The organism is Pseudomonas sp. EGD-AK9 (genome assembly GCF_000465935.2).
In the GTDB taxonomy this organism is placed as follows: domain Bacteria; phylum Pseudomonadota; class Gammaproteobacteria; order Pseudomonadales; family Pseudomonadaceae; genus Aquipseudomonas.
The window spans coordinates 1-18,503 of the sequence record NZ_AVOF01000496.1; the positions used below are offsets into that span (position 1 = coordinate 1).

At 66.9% G+C, this 18,503-nt stretch carries 13 protein-coding genes; 5 read left to right on the top strand and 8 right to left on the bottom strand.

Features of this window, described 5'->3' with window-relative positions; translation table 11 throughout:
* From N878_RS19425 to N878_RS19450, 6 genes are all read right to left on the bottom strand, one after another.
* Positions 1-945 (bottom strand): DUF3300 domain-containing protein (locus N878_RS19425; RefSeq protein ID WP_021445224.1); only part of this gene is annotated, 945 nt, incomplete at its 3' end.
* Between the two features lie 140 nt (positions 946-1,085).
* Complete coding sequence (gene ppk2 / locus N878_RS19430) at positions 1,086-1,907, bottom strand: polyphosphate kinase 2 (RefSeq protein WP_021445225.1); 822 nt, start codon at positions 1,905-1,907, stop codon at positions 1,086-1,088.
* Between the two features lie 206 nt (positions 1,908-2,113).
* A complete protein-coding gene (locus N878_RS19435) occupies positions 2,114-3,763 on the bottom strand; it encodes a fatty acid--CoA ligase (RefSeq protein WP_031303533.1) in 1,650 nt (549 codons plus the stop codon).
* A 368-nt stretch (positions 3,764-4,131) separates the two neighbouring features.
* Positions 4,132-5,910, bottom strand: coding sequence for an acyl-CoA dehydrogenase C-terminal domain-containing protein (locus N878_RS19440; RefSeq protein WP_021445227.1), 1,779 nt, complete (start codon positions 5,908-5,910; stop codon positions 4,132-4,134).
* A 62-nt stretch (positions 5,911-5,972) separates the two neighbouring features.
* Positions 5,973-6,605, bottom strand: coding sequence for a TetR/AcrR family transcriptional regulator (locus N878_RS19445; RefSeq protein WP_021445228.1), 633 nt, complete (start codon positions 6,603-6,605; stop codon positions 5,973-5,975).
* A gap of 6 nt (positions 6,606-6,611) precedes the next feature.
* Entirely contained in the window at positions 6,612-7,796 is a 1,185-nt protein-coding gene (locus N878_RS19450) for an acetyl-CoA C-acyltransferase family protein (protein ID WP_021445229.1), read from the bottom strand.
* Positions 7,797-8,056: 260 nt separating this feature from the next.
* Between N878_RS19450 and prpB the strand changes: the two genes are divergently transcribed.
* The 3 genes from prpB (at position 8,057) to N878_RS19465 (ending at position 13,680) form a co-directional block, all read left to right on the top strand.
* Positions 8,057-8,953: a methylisocitrate lyase gene (gene prpB, locus N878_RS19455; RefSeq protein ID WP_021445230.1), complete on the top strand. Its 897-nt coding sequence runs from the start codon at positions 8,057-8,059 to the stop codon at positions 8,951-8,953.
* A gap of 98 nt (positions 8,954-9,051) precedes the next feature.
* Positions 9,052-11,661 carry a bifunctional aconitate hydratase 2/2-methylisocitrate dehydratase gene (acnB, locus tag N878_RS19460; RefSeq protein WP_021445231.1) on the top strand — a complete coding sequence of 870 codons (2,610 nt, stop codon included), beginning with the start codon at positions 9,052-9,054 and terminating at the stop codon, positions 11,659-11,661.
* Between the two features lie 432 nt (positions 11,662-12,093).
* Entirely contained in the window at positions 12,094-13,680 is a 1,587-nt protein-coding gene (locus N878_RS19465) for an ABC-F family ATPase (protein WP_021445232.1), read from the top strand.
* 64 nt (positions 13,681-13,744) lie between these two features.
* Here the strand turns inward: N878_RS19465 and N878_RS19470 are convergent, their stop codons facing one another.
* Entirely contained in the window at positions 13,745-14,353 is a 609-nt protein-coding gene (locus N878_RS19470) for an FMN-dependent NADH-azoreductase (protein ID WP_021445233.1), read from the bottom strand.
* Positions 14,354-14,470: 117 nt separating this feature from the next.
* On the opposite strand from N878_RS19470, the gene N878_RS19475 reads away from it, so the two are divergent.
* Positions 14,471-15,373 carry a LysR substrate-binding domain-containing protein gene (locus tag N878_RS19475; protein WP_021445234.1) on the top strand — a complete coding sequence of 301 codons (903 nt, stop codon included), beginning with the start codon at positions 14,471-14,473 and terminating at the stop codon, positions 15,371-15,373.
* 124 nt (positions 15,374-15,497) lie between these two features.
* Here N878_RS19475 and N878_RS19480 read toward each other — a convergent pair whose 3' ends face one another.
* The gene (locus tag N878_RS19480; protein WP_021445235.1) at positions 15,498-16,817 is read right to left on the bottom strand and encodes a Na+/H+ antiporter family protein; all 1,320 of its coding nucleotides are present in this window, start codon (positions 16,815-16,817) and stop codon (positions 15,498-15,500) included.
* Positions 16,818-17,024: 207 nt separating this feature from the next.
* Here N878_RS19480 and N878_RS19485 point away from each other — a divergent pair.
* Positions 17,025-18,503: methyl-accepting chemotaxis protein (locus tag N878_RS19485; protein WP_021445236.1), on the top strand; the 1,479-nt coding region annotated here is incomplete at its 3' end.

The following is an 18,503-nucleotide window of genomic DNA, read 5'->3' on the forward strand; positions in this document are numbered from 1 at the left end:
GCGCTCCGTGTCGCGACCGCGCAGCGCCTGGCGCTGCTCGCTGCCGCTCAGGCGCTGGCCGTACTGCTCGCGGCTGGCGCGGTCGCGGTAGGGCACGCCGTCGCGGTTGAGCGCGTTGTGTTGCCAGGTCTTGTCGCCAGTGTTGATCTGGCGGTTGCGGTTGATGTTGTTGTAGCGGTTCACGTCGATGTCGATATCGCCGTGCCCCCAGTTGCAGTCGCCCCACAGCGAGTCGATGATCGCCACCCCGGCGGCGAAGGCCAGCCCGGTGGCCAGCGCGCTACCGAAGTAGTAGCCCGGCGGTGGCGGGTAGTACGCCGGCGGATAGCTGGGATAGGGCCAGGTGCCGTAGACCACGCTGGGGTTGTAGCTCGGCACGTAAACCACCTGCGGGTCGGCCGACTCGATGATGATGGTCTGCTGGTTGCTGACCGGTTGCGCGGTCGAGCCGCTCGCCGCGGGCTGCACGCTGACCTGCTGCTGCTCGTTGCTTTCCAGGTTGCCCGCCTCCTTGGCCTGACGGCGCAGGCGCTGCACCGAGTCCATCACCGCATCGGGCTGGGCGAGGAAGGCATCGCCGACGCGCTGCACCCAGGCCGGGTCCTGGCCCAGGGTGACCAGCACCGCCGGGAAGGCGACCAGCGACTGCACGCTGGGGTCCCAGGGTTGCTCGGCGACCTGGCGCACGGCATCGTCGCCGCTGGCTTGCGGATTGGCCTTGGACCAGGCCACCGCATCGGCGACATCGCCGGGATAGGTGGCCGCCATCAGCACCTGGGCCAGCAGGGCATCGGGATAGAGCGCCAGCGGGGCCAGCATCTGGTCGAGCTCCTCGGTGCCGAACACCTGCTCCGCGGTCGTAGCCGCCGCCGGCTCCTCGGCCGCCAGTAGCGACGGCCCGGCGAGGCCACCGAGGGCCAGCAGAAGAAGCAGTATCTGCAACATGGTGCATCCCCTTGCACGCAGGCGCGTGCGCTGGCGACGGAGTTCAGCAAGCATAGGCCGGCGTTAGGCATTTGCCATGGCGTGGCGCCCATCCGCCGCGCCTGTTGCGTCGCGGCATGGACAACCGCCGCAGCGCCGCCTCAGAAACGCTCCTCGACCATACGGAAGGGGTAATGCGCCCCCTTGTAACGGCCGATCTTGCCGCGCTTGGGCAGTTCGATCTTCTGCTCGCGGGTGATGTCCTGGTAGGGCACCTGCTTGAGCAGATGGCTGATGATGTTCAGCCGCACCCGTCGCTTGTCCTCGGAGCGGGCCATGTACCAGGGGGCCCAGGAGGTATCCGAGGCGGCGAACATCTCGTCGCGGGCGCGGGTGTAGTCGTCCCAGCGGCTGAAGGACTTGAGATCCATGGGCGACAGCTTCCAGATCTTGCGCCCATCGTCGATGCGCGCCTCCAGGCGCCGCTGCTGCTCCTCGGCACTCACCTCCAGCCAGTACTTGATCAGGATGATGCCGGACTCGACCATCATCTTCTCGAACAAGGGCACCACGGTCAGGAACTTGTGCACCTGCTCCTCGCTGCAGAAGCCCATCACCCGCTCGACGCCGGCGCGGTTGTACCAGCTGCGATCGAAGATCACCACCTCGCCCGCGGCGGGCAGGTGCTGCAGGTAGCGCTGGGCATACATCTGGCTCTTTTCCCGCTCGGTCGGAGCCGGCAAGGCCACCACGCGAAACACCCTTGGGCTGACCCGCTCGGTGATGGCCTTGATGGTGCCGCCCTTGCCGGCGCCGTCGCGCCCCTCGAAGACGATGCAGACCTTCAGGCCCTTGGCGACCACCCACTGCTGCAACTTGACCAGCTCCACGTGCAGGGCCTTGAGCTCTTGCTCGTAGTCCTTGCGACGCAGCGGTTCGGTGGCAGAGGTTTGCTCCTTGTCCTTGTCCTTCTTCTTGCCCATGGTTCGAGACCTCGTCGGTGCGTTGGGGGATGCGGCACTGAACGACCGATGCCACCCGTGATGGGTGGCACCCTGGTGTGCAGGCTTGCGCGGCGCGCGACGCCATGGCGGCTGCCGCCCTGCGCCCCTGAACGCTGCCTACCAGCATCAGGCTAGCAGCCTTGCTGCCGCTTGCACGGCCGCCAGCCAGGCGCGCCCGGCGCCGCTCAGGCCCCCGCCAGTTCCTGTTCGCGGATCAGCTTCTTGTTGATCTTGCCGACGCTGGTCTTGGGGATATCGGCGACGAAGCGGATCTGCCGCGGGATCGCCCATTTGTTGATCTGCCCGCTATCGACGAACTGCTGCAGGTGCACTTCGATTGCCGCCTGGTCGAGGCTCGCGCCCGGCGCGCAGACCACCAGGGCCAGCGGCCGCTCGCCCCACTGCGCATCGGGGATGCCGACCACGGCCACCGAGGCCACCGCCGCGTGCTGGCTGATCAGGTTCTCCAGGTCCAGCGAGCTGATCCATTCGCCGCCGGTCTTGATCACATCCTTGATGCGGTCCTTGATCTCCACCACGCCGCGGGCGTCGATCGAGGCCATGTCGCCGGTGTGCAGCCAGCCGCCCTGCCACAGCTCGGCGCCCTTCTGCGGCTCGTGCAGGTAGCCTTGGGTCAGCCAGGGCGCGCGCACCACGATCTCGCCCAGGGCCACTCCATCATGGGCCACGTCCTGGCCGTTGGCGTCGACGATGCGCAGGTCGACCAGGGGAATCGGCACGCCGGTCTTGATCCGCTCGGGGATCTGTTCGTCCATCGGCAGGGCCAGGTCTTCGGCGCGCAGGTGGGTCAGGGTCAGCAGCGGGCAGGTCTCGGACATGCCGTAGCCGCAGTGCACGCGCATGCCCCGCTCGCTGGCCTGGCGGGCCAGGCCGAGGGTCAGGGCGCTGCCGCCGAGCAGCATCTTCCAGCCGGTAAAATCGGTGCGCCTGCCCTCCTCGCACTCCAGCATCATCTGCAGGATGGTCGGCACGCAGTGGGAGAAGCTCACCCCCTCCTCGCGGAACAGGCGCACCAGGCTGTTCGGCTCGTAGCGGCCCGGATACACCTGCTTGAGCCCCATGGCCGTGGCCACGTAGGGCACGCCCCAGGCATGCACGTGGAACATCGGGGTGATCGGCATGTACACGTCACCCGAGCGCAGCAGCGGCTGGCCGTCCCAGCCGGCGAAGGTGCCCAGCTCGTTCATGGTGTGCAGCACCAGTTGGCGGTGGCTGAAGTACACGCCCTTGGGGTTGCCGGTGGTGCCGGTGGTGTAGAACAGGGTGGCCACCGAGCGCTCGTCGAAATCGGGGAAGTCGAAGTGGCTGGCGGCGCCGGCCAGCAGGGTCTCGTATTCGCCCAGCAGCGGCAGCCGGGTCGGCTTGGCGCTGCTGTCGGTCAGCTGCACGTAACCCCTGACGGTTTTCAGCTCGCCATTGACCTGCTCCATCAGCGGCAGGAAGTCGTCATGTACCAGGACGATATCGTCCTCGGCGTGGTTCATGGTGTAGGCGACCTGCTCCGGCGACAGGCGGATATTCACCGTATGCAGCACGGCGCCGAGCATCGGCACGGCGAAGAAGCATTCCAGCGCGCGGTGGCTGTCCCAGTCCAGCAGGGCCACGGTGTCGCCAGCCCTGACCCCGGCGGCGGTCAGGGCGTTGGCCAGGCGCTGGATGCGCTCGTTTAGGGTGCGATAGCTGTAGCGCAGCTTGTCGGCGTAGACGATCTCCTGGTCCGGCTGGTAGCGCACCCCGGACAGCAGCAGGCGCTTGATCAGCAAGGGGTAGTCGTAGGCGCCCTCTGCCGGGGCAATTCTTTTTGTCGTCGCCATGTTTGTTTTCCCAACGTGACCGTTCTGAAAGTTTGCATCGCTGCAGGCAGGGGTGCGCCTCATGGGCTCTCGCGCACGCGGCGGCGCCCCCTCTCGGGCCTACAGTAGAGAGCCCCGCCCGCTACCGCTTCGCCTACCGCGTCATGCGCTTTACATTTGCTGACAGCCTTGCCCGCCAGCGGACATGCGCAGTCCGTAGGGTGGATGACGCTCTTTTCATCCACCACAACGATGCGAACACGCCCTGGTGGATGGATGAAGCGCCATCCACCCTACCAACGTCCCGCTTAGGGTGCGCCGCGCGCACCAGGGGCCCAAACGAAAAGCCCCGGCACTGGGCCGGGGCTTGCGGGTGTTGCCGGAGGCGCTTAGAACTGCGCGGCGTCCAGCAGGTACAACGACTCGCTACCGGCCTTGACCGAGGCGGTGAGCGAGTGGATGCGCGGCAGCAGGCGGGCGAAGTAGAAGCGTGCGGTGCCCAGCTTGCTGGCGTAGAACTCGTCCTGCCCTTCCTTGCCCAGAGCAGCCCGGGCCATCAACGCCCACATGTAGGCGTAGGCGGTATAGCCGAACACCTGCAGGTACTCCACCGACGCAGCGCCGATCTCGTTGGGGTTGCCCTTGGCGCGGTCCAGCACCCAGGCGGTCAGCTCATCCAGGTTCTGCACGGCAGCTGCCAGCGGCTTGGTGAACTCGTCGAGATTGGCATCGGCCGAGGCGACGAAGGCTTTGATCTCATCGGCCAGGTGCTTGTAGTAGCTGCCGCCGCTACCGACTATCTTGCGCCCCATCAGGTCCAGCGACTGGATGCCGTTGGTGCCTTCGTAGATCTGGGTGATGCGGCAATCGCGGATCAGCTGCTCCTGGCCCCACTCGCGGATATAGCCGTGGCCGCCGAAGATCTGCTGGCCGTGCACGGTGGTTTCCAGGCCCATATCGGTAAGGAAGGCTTTAGCGACGGGCGTCAGCAGCGCCACCAGTTCCTCGGCGCGCTTGGCGGTTGCCTTGTCCTCGCTGTACTTGGCGGTGTCCAGCTGCATGGCGACGTAGCTGGAGAAGGCGCGACCGCCCTCGTTCAGCGCCTTCATGGTCAGCAGCATGCGGCGCACGTCCGGATGCACGATGATCGGATCAGCAGCCTTGTCCTTGGCCACGGGGCCGGTCGGCGCGCGGCTCTGGATGCGCTCGCGGGCGTATTCCACGGCGTTCTGGTAGCTGCGCTCGCCCAGGGCCAGGCCCTGGATGCCGACGCCCAGACGCTCGTAGTTCATCATGGTGAACATGGCATTGAGGCCCTTGTTTACCTCGCCGACCAGGTAGCCGGTGGCGCCGTCAAAGTTCATCACGCAGGTGCTTGATGCCTTGATGCCCATCTTGTGTTCGATGGAGCCGCAATTGACCGCATTGCGCTCGCCCAGCGAACCGTCGGCGCCCACCATCACCTTGGGTACCAGGAACAGCGAGATGCCCTTGGGCCCAGCCGGGGCGTCCGGCAGCTTGGCCAGCACCAGGTGGATGATGTTCTCGGAGAGATCCTGCTCGCCGCCGGTGATAAAGATCTTGGTGCCGCTGACCTTGTAGCTGCCGTCGGCCTGGGGTTCGGCCTTGGTGCGAATGATGCCGAGGTCGGTGCCGGCGTGCGGCTCGGTCAGGCACATGGAGCCGGCCCAGCGGCCCTCGTACATGGCCGGCAGGTACTGCGCCTTCAGTTCTTCGCTGGCGTGGTTGAGGATCGACAGGCAGGCGCCGGCGGTGAGCATCGGGTACAGGCCGAAGGACAGGTTGGCCGAGTTGACCATTTCCTCGACCTGGGCGCCGATCACCTTGGGCATGCCCATGCCGCCGAACTCCGGCGAGCCGCCGACACCGACCCAGCCGCCCTCGGCGTAGGTCTGGTAGGCCTCGGGGAAGCCGGCCGGGGTCTTCACCGCGCCGCCTTCCCAGGAGCAGCCTTCCTCGTCGCCGCTGCGGTTCAGCGGGGCGATGCTGCCGGCGGTGACCTTGCCGGCTTCTTCGAGGATGGCGCTGGCGGTCTCGGCATCGACCACCTCGGCCAGGGCCGGTAGCTCGGCCCAGAGCTTGGAAACCTCGAAGACTTCATTGAGCACGAAGCGCATGTCGCGCAGGGGGGCTTGGTAATCGGCCATGTTGGAATCTCTCGGATGATGCGGGCATGCACGATGCCGTGATGGATAAAGTGCCGGTCGGATCAGCCGGCGCCAAGCGCGGGCCAGGCCAGCGGCAGTATGCGGGTGCTGGCCTGGCGCGGCGCCGGCTCGAGCAGGTTGTCCAGGGCTGCCAGCAGCAGCGCGCCGATCACTTCCAGGCGCTGCTGTGCAGGCAAGTCCGGACACGCCGGCGGCAGGTTGTTGAGCCAGGTGACCAGCGCCTGCACGCCGAACCGCAGGCGGGCCGGCGCCCCACCCGCCCCGGCCTCCAACAGCAGGTGCGCCAGGCGCTCTTCGTAGGCTTCGCGCAGCCCCTGGATACGCCGGCGATGGGCCGGCGTCAGGCAACGCAACTCCTGCTCGGCCAGCTGAAACTGGGCCGGGCGCCGTTCGTGCAGGGCGATATGGCGCTGCAGCAGCTGCTCCAGGCGCTCCCGGGCACCGCCCCTGGCGACGCGACGCGGCGCACCCAGCAGTTCCTCGTAGAGCTCCTCGATCAGCTCGAACAGCAGCTGTTCCTTGCTCTCGAAATGGTGATAGAGCGAGCCCGCGGCCATGCCCAGGTGCAGGGCCAGCTCGCGCATGCCGACCTGGGCGAAGCCGCGCTCGGCGAACAGCGCCAGCGCCTTGCCGCGCAGGGTCTCGAGCCTGGTTTCAGCGCACGCACCGGCCATGGCGGCTCACACGCGCTCGAAGATCGCGGCGATACCCTGACCACCGCCGATGCACATGGTCGCCAGGGCATAACGTCCCCCGACCCGATGCAGCTCGTGGATGGCCTTGGTGACGATGATCGCGCCGGTGGCGCCGATCGGATGGCCAAGGGAAATGCCCGAGCCATTGGGGTTGACCCGCGCCGGGTCGAAGTCCAGCTCGCGCGCCACGGCACAGGCCTGGGCGGCGAACGCCTCGTTGGACTCGATCACATCCAGGTCGGCCACCGTCAGGCCGGCGCGCTGCAGCGCCAGGCGCGTCGCCGGAATCGGCCCCAGCCCCATCAGCTCGGGCTCGACGCCGGCGTGGGCATAGCTGACCAGGCGCGCCAGCGGGCGCAGATTGTCGCTTTTCACCGCCGCACCGCTGGCCAGCAGCAGGGCCGCCGCGCCGTCGTTGAGGCCCGAGGCGTTGCCGGCGGTTACCGTGCCGCCCTGCTTGAAGGCGGTCTTCATCGCCGCCAGCTGCTCCAGGGAGACATCGCCGCGCACATGCTCGTCGACCTCGAACAGCTGCACGCCTTTGCGGCTCTTCAGCTCCACCGGCACGATCTGGCTGGCGAAGCGCCCTTCGGCGATGGCGCGGGCGGCGCGGCGCTGGCTCTCCAGGGCCAGCTCATCCTGCGCCTCGCGGCTGATGCCATGGCGCTCGGCCACGTTCTCCGCGGTGATGCCCATATGAATGCGCTGCAAGGGATCGTGCAGCACACCGAGCATATAGTCCTGCGCCTGCATATCGCCCAGGCGCGCGCCCCAGCGCGCGGCGGACATCAGATAGGGGCCGCGGCTCATCGACTCGGCGCCGCCGGCGATGGCCACCTCGGCGTCCCCCAGCAGCAGGCTCTGCGCCGCCGAGATCACCGCCTGCAGACCGGAACCGCAGAGGCGGTTGACGTTGAAGGCCGGGGTCTCCTTGGGTATGCCGGCGTTCAGCGCGGCCACCCTGGCCAGATAGGCATCGCCCGGCTCGGTGGGAATCACCGTACCCAGCACCACGTGACCGACCCGCTCGGGCGCGCAACCGGCACGCTGCAGGGCCGCGGCGACGGCGGTGCTGGCCAGTTGCGACAGCGCGACATCCTTGAGCGAGCCGCCGAAGGAGCCGATGGCGGTTCGTGCAGCGCTGACGATAAAGACTTCGGGGGTAGACATGGCGAACTCCGTTTAATGGGGATAACCGGTTGCTGTGGCGTGCACATCCAGCCGGATGGGGTGACCTCGCCGCATGCGTTCAATCTAGGGACAGCGGCGCCGGACGTCTTTTCATTTAGTGACAAACGGCTGTCATTTCATGACAAAGCCCATTGATTGTCGACACTTTAATATCTTCCGATTGACCAAGGCTACATTGGTGAGTAATTTTCGACCAGCAATTGAAATATTGTCGACACGAAACCAACCAAAGGCCAATCATGCAATCAGCCTCCTCCGCCAAGACCCCCGGCCAGCGTTTCCGCCAGGCCCTCGCCATCGAGTCCCCGCTGCAGGTGATCGGTGCGATCAACGCCAACCACGCGCTGCTGGCCAAGCGCGCCGGTTTCCGCGCCCTCTACCTGTCCGGTGGCGGCGTCGCGGCCGGTTCCCTGGGCCTGCCGGACCTGGGCATCAACACCCTCGACGACGTGCTCACCGACGTACGCCGCATCACCGACGTCTGCGACCTGCCGCTGCTGGTGGATATCGATACCGGCTTCGGCCCGAGCGCCTTCAATATCGAACGCACCATCAAGAGCCTGATCAAGGCCGGCGCCGCCGCCGCCCATATCGAGGACCAGGTCGGCGCCAAGCGCTGCGGCCACCGTCCGGGCAAGGAGATCGTCTCCTGCGAGGAAATGGTCGACCGCGTGCGCGCCGCCGCCGACGCCAAGACCGATCCGGATTTCTTCCTCATCGCCCGTACCGACGCGATCCAGGCCGAGGGCGTGGATGCCGCCATCGAGCGCTGCCAGGCCTACGTCGAGGCCGGTGCCGACGGCATCTTCGCCGAGGCCGCCTATGACCTGCCGACCTACCAGCGTTTCGTCGAGGCGCTGCAGGTGCCGGTGCTGGCCAATATCACCGAGTTCGGCGCCACCCCGCTGTTCACCCGTGACGAGCTGGCCTCGGTCGGCGTGGCCATCCAGCTCTACCCGCTGTCGGCCTTCCGCGCCGCCAACAAGGCCGCCGAAGCCGTCTACACCGCGATCCGCCAGAACGGCCACCAGAAGGACGTGATCGAGCTGATGCAGACCCGCGCCGAACTCTACGACCGCATCGGCTACCACGCCTTCGAGCAGAAGCTCGACGCGTTGTTCGCCGCAAAAAAATAACCCCCCAGAACACCGGTGCGGCCGGGCACGCCCTGCCCGCCCCCGGATACACGGCCCAGGCCTTGCCAGATCGGCCTTCTGTCCCGAGGAATCACACCGTGCTTGAAACCTACCGCCACCATGTCGCCGAACGTGCCGAGCAGGGCCTGCCGCCCCTGGCGCTGAATGCCGAACAGACCGCCGCCCTGGTCGAACTGCTGAAGAACCCGCCGGCCGGCGAAGCCGCCTTCCTGCTCGATCTGATCAGCCACCGCGTCCCCGCCGGCGTGGATGAAGCCGCCTACGTCAAGGCCGGCTTCCTCTCTGCCGTGGCCAAGGGCGAAGCCGCCTCGCCGCTGCTAGGCAAGCAGCGCGCCGTCGAGCTGCTGGGCACCATGCAGGGCGGCTACAACATCGCCACCCTGGTCGAGCTGCTGGACGACGCCGAGCTGGCCAACGCCGCCGCCGCACAGCTCAAGCACACCCTGCTGATGTTCGACGCCTTCCACGACGTCGCCGAGCGCGCCAAGGCCGGCAATGCCGCGGCCAAGGCCGTGCTGCAGTCCTGGGCCGATGGCGAATGGTTCACCGCCCGCCCGGCGCTGGCCGAGAAGATCACCCTGAGCGTGTTCAAGGTGCCCGGCGAAACCAACACCGACGACCTGTCGCCGGCTCCGGACGCCTGGTCGCGCCCGGACATCCCGCTGCACGCCCTGGCCATGCTGAAGATGGCTCGCGACGGCATCGTGCCGCAGCGGCCCGGCGCGGTCGGCCCGCTGGCGCAGATCGAGGCGGTCAAGGCCAAGGGTTACCCGGTGGCCTATGTCGGCGACGTGGTCGGCACCGGCTCCTCGCGCAAATCCGCCACCAACTCGGTGCAGTGGTTCTTCGGCGACGACATTCCCCATATCCCGAACAAGCGCGCCGGCGGCTTCTGCTTCGGCAACAAGATCGCGCCGATCTTCTACAACACCATGGAAGACGCCGGCGCCCTGCCGATCGAGTTCGACGTGGCCGCCCTCGATATGGGCGATGTGATCGACCTCTACCCCTATGCCGGCAAGGTCTGCAAACAGGGCACTGAAGAAGTGCTGGCCCGCTTCGAACTGAAGACTCCCGTGCTGCTCGACGAAGTGCGCGCCGGCGGCCGTATCCCGCTGATCATCGGCCGCGGCCTGACCGAGAAGGCCCGCGCCGAGCTGGGCCTGGCCCCCTCCACCCTGTTCAACAAGCCGCAAGCGCCGGCCGACAGCGGCAAGGGCTTCACCCTGGCGCAGAAGATGGTCGGCCGCGCCTGCGGTCTGGCCGAAGGCCAGGGCGTGCGCCCGGGCACCTACTGCGAACCGAAGATGACCACCGTCGGCTCCCAGGACACCACCGGCCCGATGACCCGCGACGAGCTGAAGGACCTGGCGTGCCTGGGCTTCTCCGCCGACCTGGTGATGCAGTCCTTCTGCCACACCGCGGCCTATCCCAAGCCAGTGGACGTCACCACGCACCACAGCCTGCCGGACTTTATGCGCAACCGCGGCGGCGTCTCGCTCAAGGTGGGCGACGGCATCATCCACAGCTGGCTGAACCGCATGCTGCTGCCGGACACCGTCGGCACCGGCGGCGACTCGCACACCCGCTTCCCGATCGGCATCAGCTTCCCGGCCGGCTCGGGCCTGGTGGCCTTCGCCGCCGCCACCGGCGTGATGCCGCTGGACATGCCGGAATCCGTACTGGTGCGTTTCAAGGGCAAGCTGCAGCCGGGCATCACCCTGCGTGACCTGGTGCATGCCATCCCCTACTACGCCATCCAGAAGGGTCTCTTGACCGTCGAGAAGAAAGGCAAGAAGAACATCTTCTCCGGCCGCATCCTCGAGATCGAAGGTCTGGACAACCTGACCGTCGAGCAGGCCTTCGAGCTGTCCGACGCCTCCGCCGAGCGCTCCGCCGCCGGTTGCACCATCAAGCTGCCGGAAGCGGCTATCGCCGAGTACCTGCAGTCCAACATCACCCTGCTGCGCTGGATGATCAGCGAAGGCTACGGTGATGCCCGTACCCTGGAGCGTCGTGCCCAGGCGATGGAAGCCTGGCTGGCCAACCCGGTGCTGATGGAGGCCGACAAGGACGCCGAGTACGCCGAAGTCATCGAAATCGACCTGAGCCAGCTCAACGAGCCGGTGCTGTGCGCCCCGAACGACCCGGACGACGCCCGTCTGCTGTCCACCGTGGCCGGCGACAAGATCGACGAAGTGTTCATCGGTTCGTGCATGACCAACATCGGTCACTTCCGCGCCGCCGGCAAACTGCTGGACAAGGTCAAGGGCGGCATTCCGACCCGTCTGTGGCTGGCCCCGCCGACCAAGATGGACGCCCACCAGCTGACCGAGGAAGGCTACTACGGCATCTACGGCAAGGCCGGTGCGCGCATGGAGATGCCGGGGTGCTCGCTGTGCATGGGCAACCAGGCGCGCGTGCAGACTGGCTCCACCGTGGTCTCCACCTCCACCCGCAACTTCCCCAATCGCCTGGGCGACGCCACCAACGTCTACCTGGCCTCCGCCGAACTGGCCGCGGTTGCCTCGATCATCGGCAAGCTGCCGACCGTCGAGGAGTACATGGTCTATGCCAAGGACATCGACAGCATGGCTGGCGACATCTACCGCTACCTGAGCTTCGACCAGATGGCCGAGTTCCGCGAAGCGGCGGCCAACGCCAAGATCCCGGTCGTTCAGGCCTGATCCCAGCGCTGTAGAACAAGCCCCGCCCCGTGCGGGGCTTGTTGTTTATGGCTGGCGCAAATCGTCGTAGGTTATCCGCGGCGCCCACCATTCGTCCTCCCGTGGCTTAGGCACGGGCTGTGGATCATGCCGCCAAGTGGTACCATTGCGCGCTTCACGCCGCGCTGGCTGCCCAGGGCATCCCCAAGCGCCGGCGATACGACGCCCGACAGACCACGCCAACACATGCCTGACGACAGGCCGGCCCCCATGGCTTCAGCGCAAGCCGGCCCGGGGCACCGCGTGTGGATGTTCCTCGACCTATACCCAGCGGCTGAACTCGGCCTTCAACAGGAACGAGTTCGCCCAGCTGCCTGCCACAAGCGACGTGGCGGGCGCGGGTGCAGGAACCGGGAAAGGCGATTAACCACCGCAGCCCCGCAGGACAAGCAATTGATCTCCACCGCTAATATCACCATGCAGTTCGGCGCCAAGCCGCTGTTCGAGAACGTTTCCGTCAAGTTCGGCAACGGCAACCGCTACGGCCTGATCGGCGCCAACGGCTGCGGCAAGTCGACCTTCATGAAGATCCTCGGCGGCGATCTGGAGCCGTCCGGCGGCCAGGTGATGCTCGAACCCAACGTGCGCCTGGGCAAGCTGCGCCAGGACCAGTTCGCCTACGAAGAGTTCAATGTGATCGACACGGTGATCATGGGCCACGAGGAGCTGTGGAAGGTCAAGGCCGAGCGCGACCGTATCTACTCGCTGGCGGAAATGAGCGAAGAAGACGGCATGAAGGTCGGCGAGCTGGAGGGCGAGTTCGCCGAGATGGACGGCTACACCGCCGAATCCCGCGCCGGCGAACTGCTGCTGGGCCTGGGGATTCCGCTGGAGCAGCACTTCGGCCCGATGAGCGAAGTGGCGCCGGGCTGGAAGCTGCGCGTGCTGCTGGCCCAGGCGCTGTTCTCCGATCCGGACGTGCTGCTGCTCGACGAGCCGACCAACCACCTGGATATCAACACCATCCGCTGGCTGGAAAATATCCTCACGGCGCGTAACAGCACCATGATCATCATTTCCCACGACCGTCACTTCCTCAACTCGGTCTGCACCCATATGGCCGACCTGGACTACGGCGAGCTGCGCCTGTTCCCCGGCAACTACGACGAGTACATGACCGCCGCGACCCAGTCACGCGAGCAACTCTTGGCCGACAACGCCAAGAAGAAGGCGCAGATCGCCGAGCTGCAGACCTTCGTCAGCCGCTTCTCGGCCAACGCCTCCAAGGCCAAGCAGGCCACTTCGCGCGCCAAGCAAATCGACAAGATCCAGCTGGCCGAGGTCAAGCCATCCAGCCGGGTCAGCCCGTTCATCCGCTTCGAGCAGAACAAGAAGCTGCACCGCCAGGCCGTGACCATCGAGAAGGTCTCCAAGGCCTTCGACGACAAGGTGCTGTTCAAGAACTTCAGCTTCACCGTCGAAGCCGGCGAGCGCGTCGCCATCATCGGCCCCAACGGCATCGGCAAGACCACCCTGCTGCGCACCCTGGTCGGCGAAATGGCGCCGGATGCCGGCGCGGTGAAGTGGACCGAGAGCGCCGAGGTGGGCTACTACGCCCAGGATCACGCCCACGACTTCGAAGACGACGTCAGCCTGTTCGACTGGATGGGCCAGTGGACCACCGGCGAGCAGACCATCCGCGGCACCCTGGGGCGCATGCTGTTCTCCAACGACGAGATCCTCAAATCGGTCAAGGTCATCTCCGGCGGCGAACAGGGCCGCATGCTGTTCGGCAAGCTGATCCTGCAAAAGCCCAACGTGCTGGTGATGGACGAGCCGACCAACCACCTCGACATGGAATCGATCGAAGCGCTCAACCTGGCGCTGGAGAACTACCCCGGCACGCTGATCTTCGTCAGCCACGACCGCGAGTTCGTCGGCTCCCTGGCCACCCGCATCATCGAGCTGTCGGACAACGGCGTGACCGACTTCAGCGGCACCTACGACGACTACCTGCGCAGCCAGGGCGTGATCGTCTGATCCAGCGCTCCGCGCAGCAACGACAAAGCCCGCCGAAGCGGGCTTTGTCGTTTCAGCCTGCCGCTCAGGCGGTGGCGAACAGCTCGGCGATCCGCTGTGCGGCGCCGCTCAGCACCGCGGCACGCGGCTCCTCGCCATAGGCCAGGCCTTCGGCACGGACGATCTCGATGTCATCGATACCGAGGAAGTTCAGCACCCGCACCAGGTAGTCCTCGTGTGCCTGGCCCGAGGGTTGACCGGCATGGATGCCGCCGGCGCTCGAGGCGATCACCACCGTCTTGCCGCCCGCCAGCCCGACCGGGCCGTTCTCGCCGTAGCTGAAGGTCTTGCCGGCGATCGCGACGCGGTCGATCCAGGCCTTGAGCTGGCTCGGAATCGCGAAGTTGTACATCGGCGCACCGATGACGATGGCGTCGGCGGCGAGGAATTCCTCCAGGGTGCGCTCGGCCAGTTCGGTCTCATGGCGCTGGGCGGCGTCACGCAGCTCGGCCGGGGTGCCGGCTGCCACCAGGCTGGCGGCGGACAGATGGCTGAGCGCGTCGCTGGCCAGATCGCGGTAGCTGACCTGAGTACCAGGCACCGCCGCCGTCCAGGCCTCGACCACGGCTCGGCTGAGCTGGCGGGAGGCAGAGGACTCACCGAGGATGCTTGAATCGAGGTGCAACAGTTTCATAGGGCTCTCCAAATGGGCGCGCGTTCGCGACGAGATGGCAGAGATGCTATTCATGGAGCCAATGCACGATAAGACCGAAAAAATGCGATAGTTCGTCCCACCTATAGGACGATGACCATGCACGACCTCAACGATCTGTTCTACTTCGCCAAGGTGGTGGAAGCCGGTGGCTTCGCCGCGGCCGGCCGCGCCCTGGGCATTCCCAAGTCGCGTCTGTCGCGGCGCATCGCCGAACTGGAGAACCGCCTGGGCGCCCGCTTGCTGCAACGAACCACGCGCAAGCTGGTGCTGACCGATATCGGCGAACGTTACCTGCGCCACTGCCAGGCCATGTTGCTGGAGGCCGAACAGGCCGAGGAGACGGTGGCCAGCCTGACCAGCGAGCCGCGCGGCCGAGTGCGCTTTTCCACCCCCAGCGGGCTGGCCCTGCTGCCCGGGCTGATCAACGACTTCCTCATCCGCTACCCCAAGGTGCAGCTGGAAATCCTGCAGACCAGCCGCCGCGTCGACCTGTTCAATGAAGCCGTGGACGTGGCGCTGCGGGTACGCAATCTCGACGACGAGGAGCCGGGGCTGATCACCCGCCGCCTGGTGCCGGCGCGCGCCCACGTGGTGGCGCGCCCCGATCTGCTCTGCGGCGCGCGCATCGAGCACCCCAGAGACCTGCAACGCCTGCCGGCGCTCGGCGCCCTCGGCGCCGATCGGCGCATCCATCTGCGCTTTCACCACAACACCACGCAGGAGGCCCACGAAGTCGCGCTGGAAGCCAGGCTGGGCATCGACGACTTCGCCGTTCGCAAGCAGGCAGCCCTGGCCGGCCTGGGCATCACCCTGCTGCCCACCACCTTCTGCCACGAAGAGCTGGCCGACGGTCGTCTGCTGGCGCTACTGCCGGCCTGGAGCGTGCCCCAGGGCCACGTGCAGCTGGCCTACAGCCACCGGCGCGGCCTGTCGCCCGCGGTGCGCGCCTGGATCGAGCACCTGAGCGAGGCGATCAAGCGCTGGGACTTTCCGCTCTGACTCAGATAGGCGACCGACGCCCGCGGTGGTGCCCTGAACGAAAACGGGGCTACCGATGTACCGGCAGCCCCGTGCAGGAATCAAGCGCTCCGTGGCGCCGGACACTTGAGCCGGCGCGGACTCGTCACAGCAGCATGGCGGCGGCCCAACCGAACGCCAGCAGCGGCAGGTTGTAATGCAGGAAGGTGGGCACCACGCTGTCCCAGATGTGGTTGTGCTGACCGTCGACGTTGAGCCCGGCGGTCGGGCCGAGGGTCGAGTCGGAGGCCGGCGAGCCAGCATCGCCGAGGGCGCCGGCGGTGCCGACGATGCAGACGATGGCTAGCGGGCTGAAGCCCAGCTGCACACCCAGCGGCACGAAGATCGCCGCGATGATCGGGATGGTGGAGAAGGACGAGCCGATGCCCATGGTCACCAGCAGGCCGACCAGCAGCATCAGCAGCGCGCCGATCGCCTTGTCGTGGCCGATCAGCGCGGCGGCGCCGTCGACCAGGGTCTTGACCTCGCCGGTGGCCTTCATCACCTCGGCGAAACCGGCGGCGGCGATCATGATGAAGCCAATCATCGCCATCATCTTCATGCCATCGGTGAACAGCCCGTCGGCCTCCTTCCAGCGCACCACACCGGACACCGAGAAGATCACGAAGCCGGCCAGGGCGCCGATGATCATCGAGTCCAGCCACAGCTGCACGACGAACGCCGCGGCGATGGCCACGCCGGCCACCAGCAGGCTCAGCGGGTTGTACTGCACGTCAACGCGCTCGGCCTGCTCGATCTTCGCCAGGTCGTAGACGCGCTTGCCGCGGTAGCTGAAGAACACCGCCACTAGCAGGCCGAAGAGCATGCCCAGCGCCGGAATGGCCATGGCCTGGGTGATGTTCACGCCGCTGACGTCCACCCCGGACTTGGCCACGTTGGCCAGCAGGATGTCGTTGAGGAAGATGCCGCCGAAGCCCACCGGCAGGAACATGTAGGGGGTGATCAGGCCGAAGGTCAGCACGCAGGCGATCAGGCGGCGGTCGAGCTGCAGCTTGCTCAGCACATAGAGCAGCGGCGGCACCAGCAGCGGGATGAAGGCGATATGGATCGGCAGGATGTTCTGCGAGGAAATCGCCACCGCTAGCAGCAGCGCGATCAGCAACCACTTGAGCAGGCCGCCACCGGCCGCGTCCTGCTGGCCGACCAACGCCAGCGCCTTGTCCGCCAGGGCATGGGCCAGGCCGGACTTGGCGATGGCCACGGCGAAGGCGCCGAGCAGCGCATAGGACAGCGCCACCGTGGCGCCGCCGCCGAGGCCCTGGTTGAAGGCGCTCAGCGTGCCCTCCACGCCCAGGCCGCCGAGCAGGCCGCCGGCCAGCGCGCCGATGATCAGCGCCACCACCACGTGCACCCGGCACAGGCTGAGGATCAGCATGATGCCGACCGCCGCTATTACTGCGTTCATAAACCGCTCCACCTACAGAAATGCCGGCGCGGGCGCCGGGCCGAAAAAAGCCGCGTACTCTGCCGCATGCGGCCACGGCTGTCAAAAACGCAGACGTTCAGAATTTCGAGCGAAACGTGCATAATCCCGATCCCGCACGCGCGCCGATCAAGAAAGCCGCCGGCGCACCGATAACCAGCCGTAGTCCATCGAAGAAAGGAACGCCCCATGCTGTTCAGCCGTCTTTCGATCCAGTGGAAGATCACCCTGCTCGCCGGCCTCTGTCTGCTCGCCATCGTCACCCTGCTGGTAGGCGCCTCGCAGTACCAGTCCAGCCGCAGTGCCGGCCTGGTGCGCGAGGCCTCGTACGGCATGCTGGAGGAAAGTGCCAAGCTGCGCCTGCAGGCGCGCGGCGAGCTGCAGGCGATCCGCATTCAGCGCTACTTCATGGACGCCTACCAGTACGGCAAGGGCTTCTCGCGGCAGATCCTGTTCCTCCGCGAACAGGCGGAACAGCGCTTTCTCGATGCCTTCGACCTGCGCGAGGACCTGACCCGCCAGGTGCGCACCAGCCTGGAGGCCAACCCCGCGCTGCTCGGCCTGTACCTGGTGTTCGAGCCCAACGCGCTGGACGGCAAGGACGAACTCTTCGCCGACCAGGCCGAACTGGGCAGCAACGACGCCGGGCGCTTCTCGCTGTACTGGGCGCAGCCCACCCCCGGCACGCTGGAATCCGAGTCGATGCCCGAGGAAATGCTCGCCGACGCCACGCCCGGCGCCAACGGCGTGCCCTACAACGCCTGGTACACCTGCCCGCGCGACACTCGCCAGGCCTGCGTGCTGGAGCCTTACTACGACGAGGTCGGCGGCCAGCAGACGCTGATGACCAGCATCGCCTTCCCGCTGGAGCTGGACGGCAAGGTGATCGGCGTGATGGGCGTCGACATCAGCCTGGCCAGCCTGCAGCAGATCAGCCAGGAGGCCAATCGCGAGCTCTACGATGGCCAGGGCCACATCAGCATCTTCAGCCCCGCCGCCCTGCTCGCCGGCCACAGCCGCGACGGCGCGCTGCTCAGCCAGGCGGTGGACAAGGCCTACGGCGAGCATGCCGGCGAGCTGCGCAGCCTGATCCAGGCCGGCAGCGCCGCGGAGCTGGACCACGGCGAGATGTTGCGGGTGCTCAGCCCGTTCCAGCCGATCCCCGAGGCCAAGCCCTGGAGCGTGCTGGTGGAGGTGCCGGAGCAGGTGCTGCTGGCACGCGCCATCGAGCTCGGCCAGCAGCTCGACCAGCGCCGCGCCGGCGACAGCCTGCAGGCGCTGCTGCTCGGCCTGCTGGCGGTGCTCGCCGGCCTGCTGCTGATGTGGCTGACCGCCCGCGGCGTGACCCGACCGATTCTCGGCGTGGCCGCCATGCTCAAGGACATCGCCAGCGGCGAAGGCGACCTCACCCGCCGCCTGCACTATGCCAAGCAGGACGAACTGGGCGAGCTGGCCGGCTGGTTCAACCGCTTCCTCGACAAGCTGCAGCCGATCATCGCCGACGTCAAAAGCAGCGTGCTCGACGCCCGCGGCACCGCCGACCAGTCCGCCGCCATCGCCAGCCAGACCAGTGCCGGCATGCAGCAGCAATACCGCGAGGTGGATCAGGTGGCCACCGCCTTCCAGGAAATGAGCGCCACCGCCCAGGACGTCGCGCACAACGCCGCC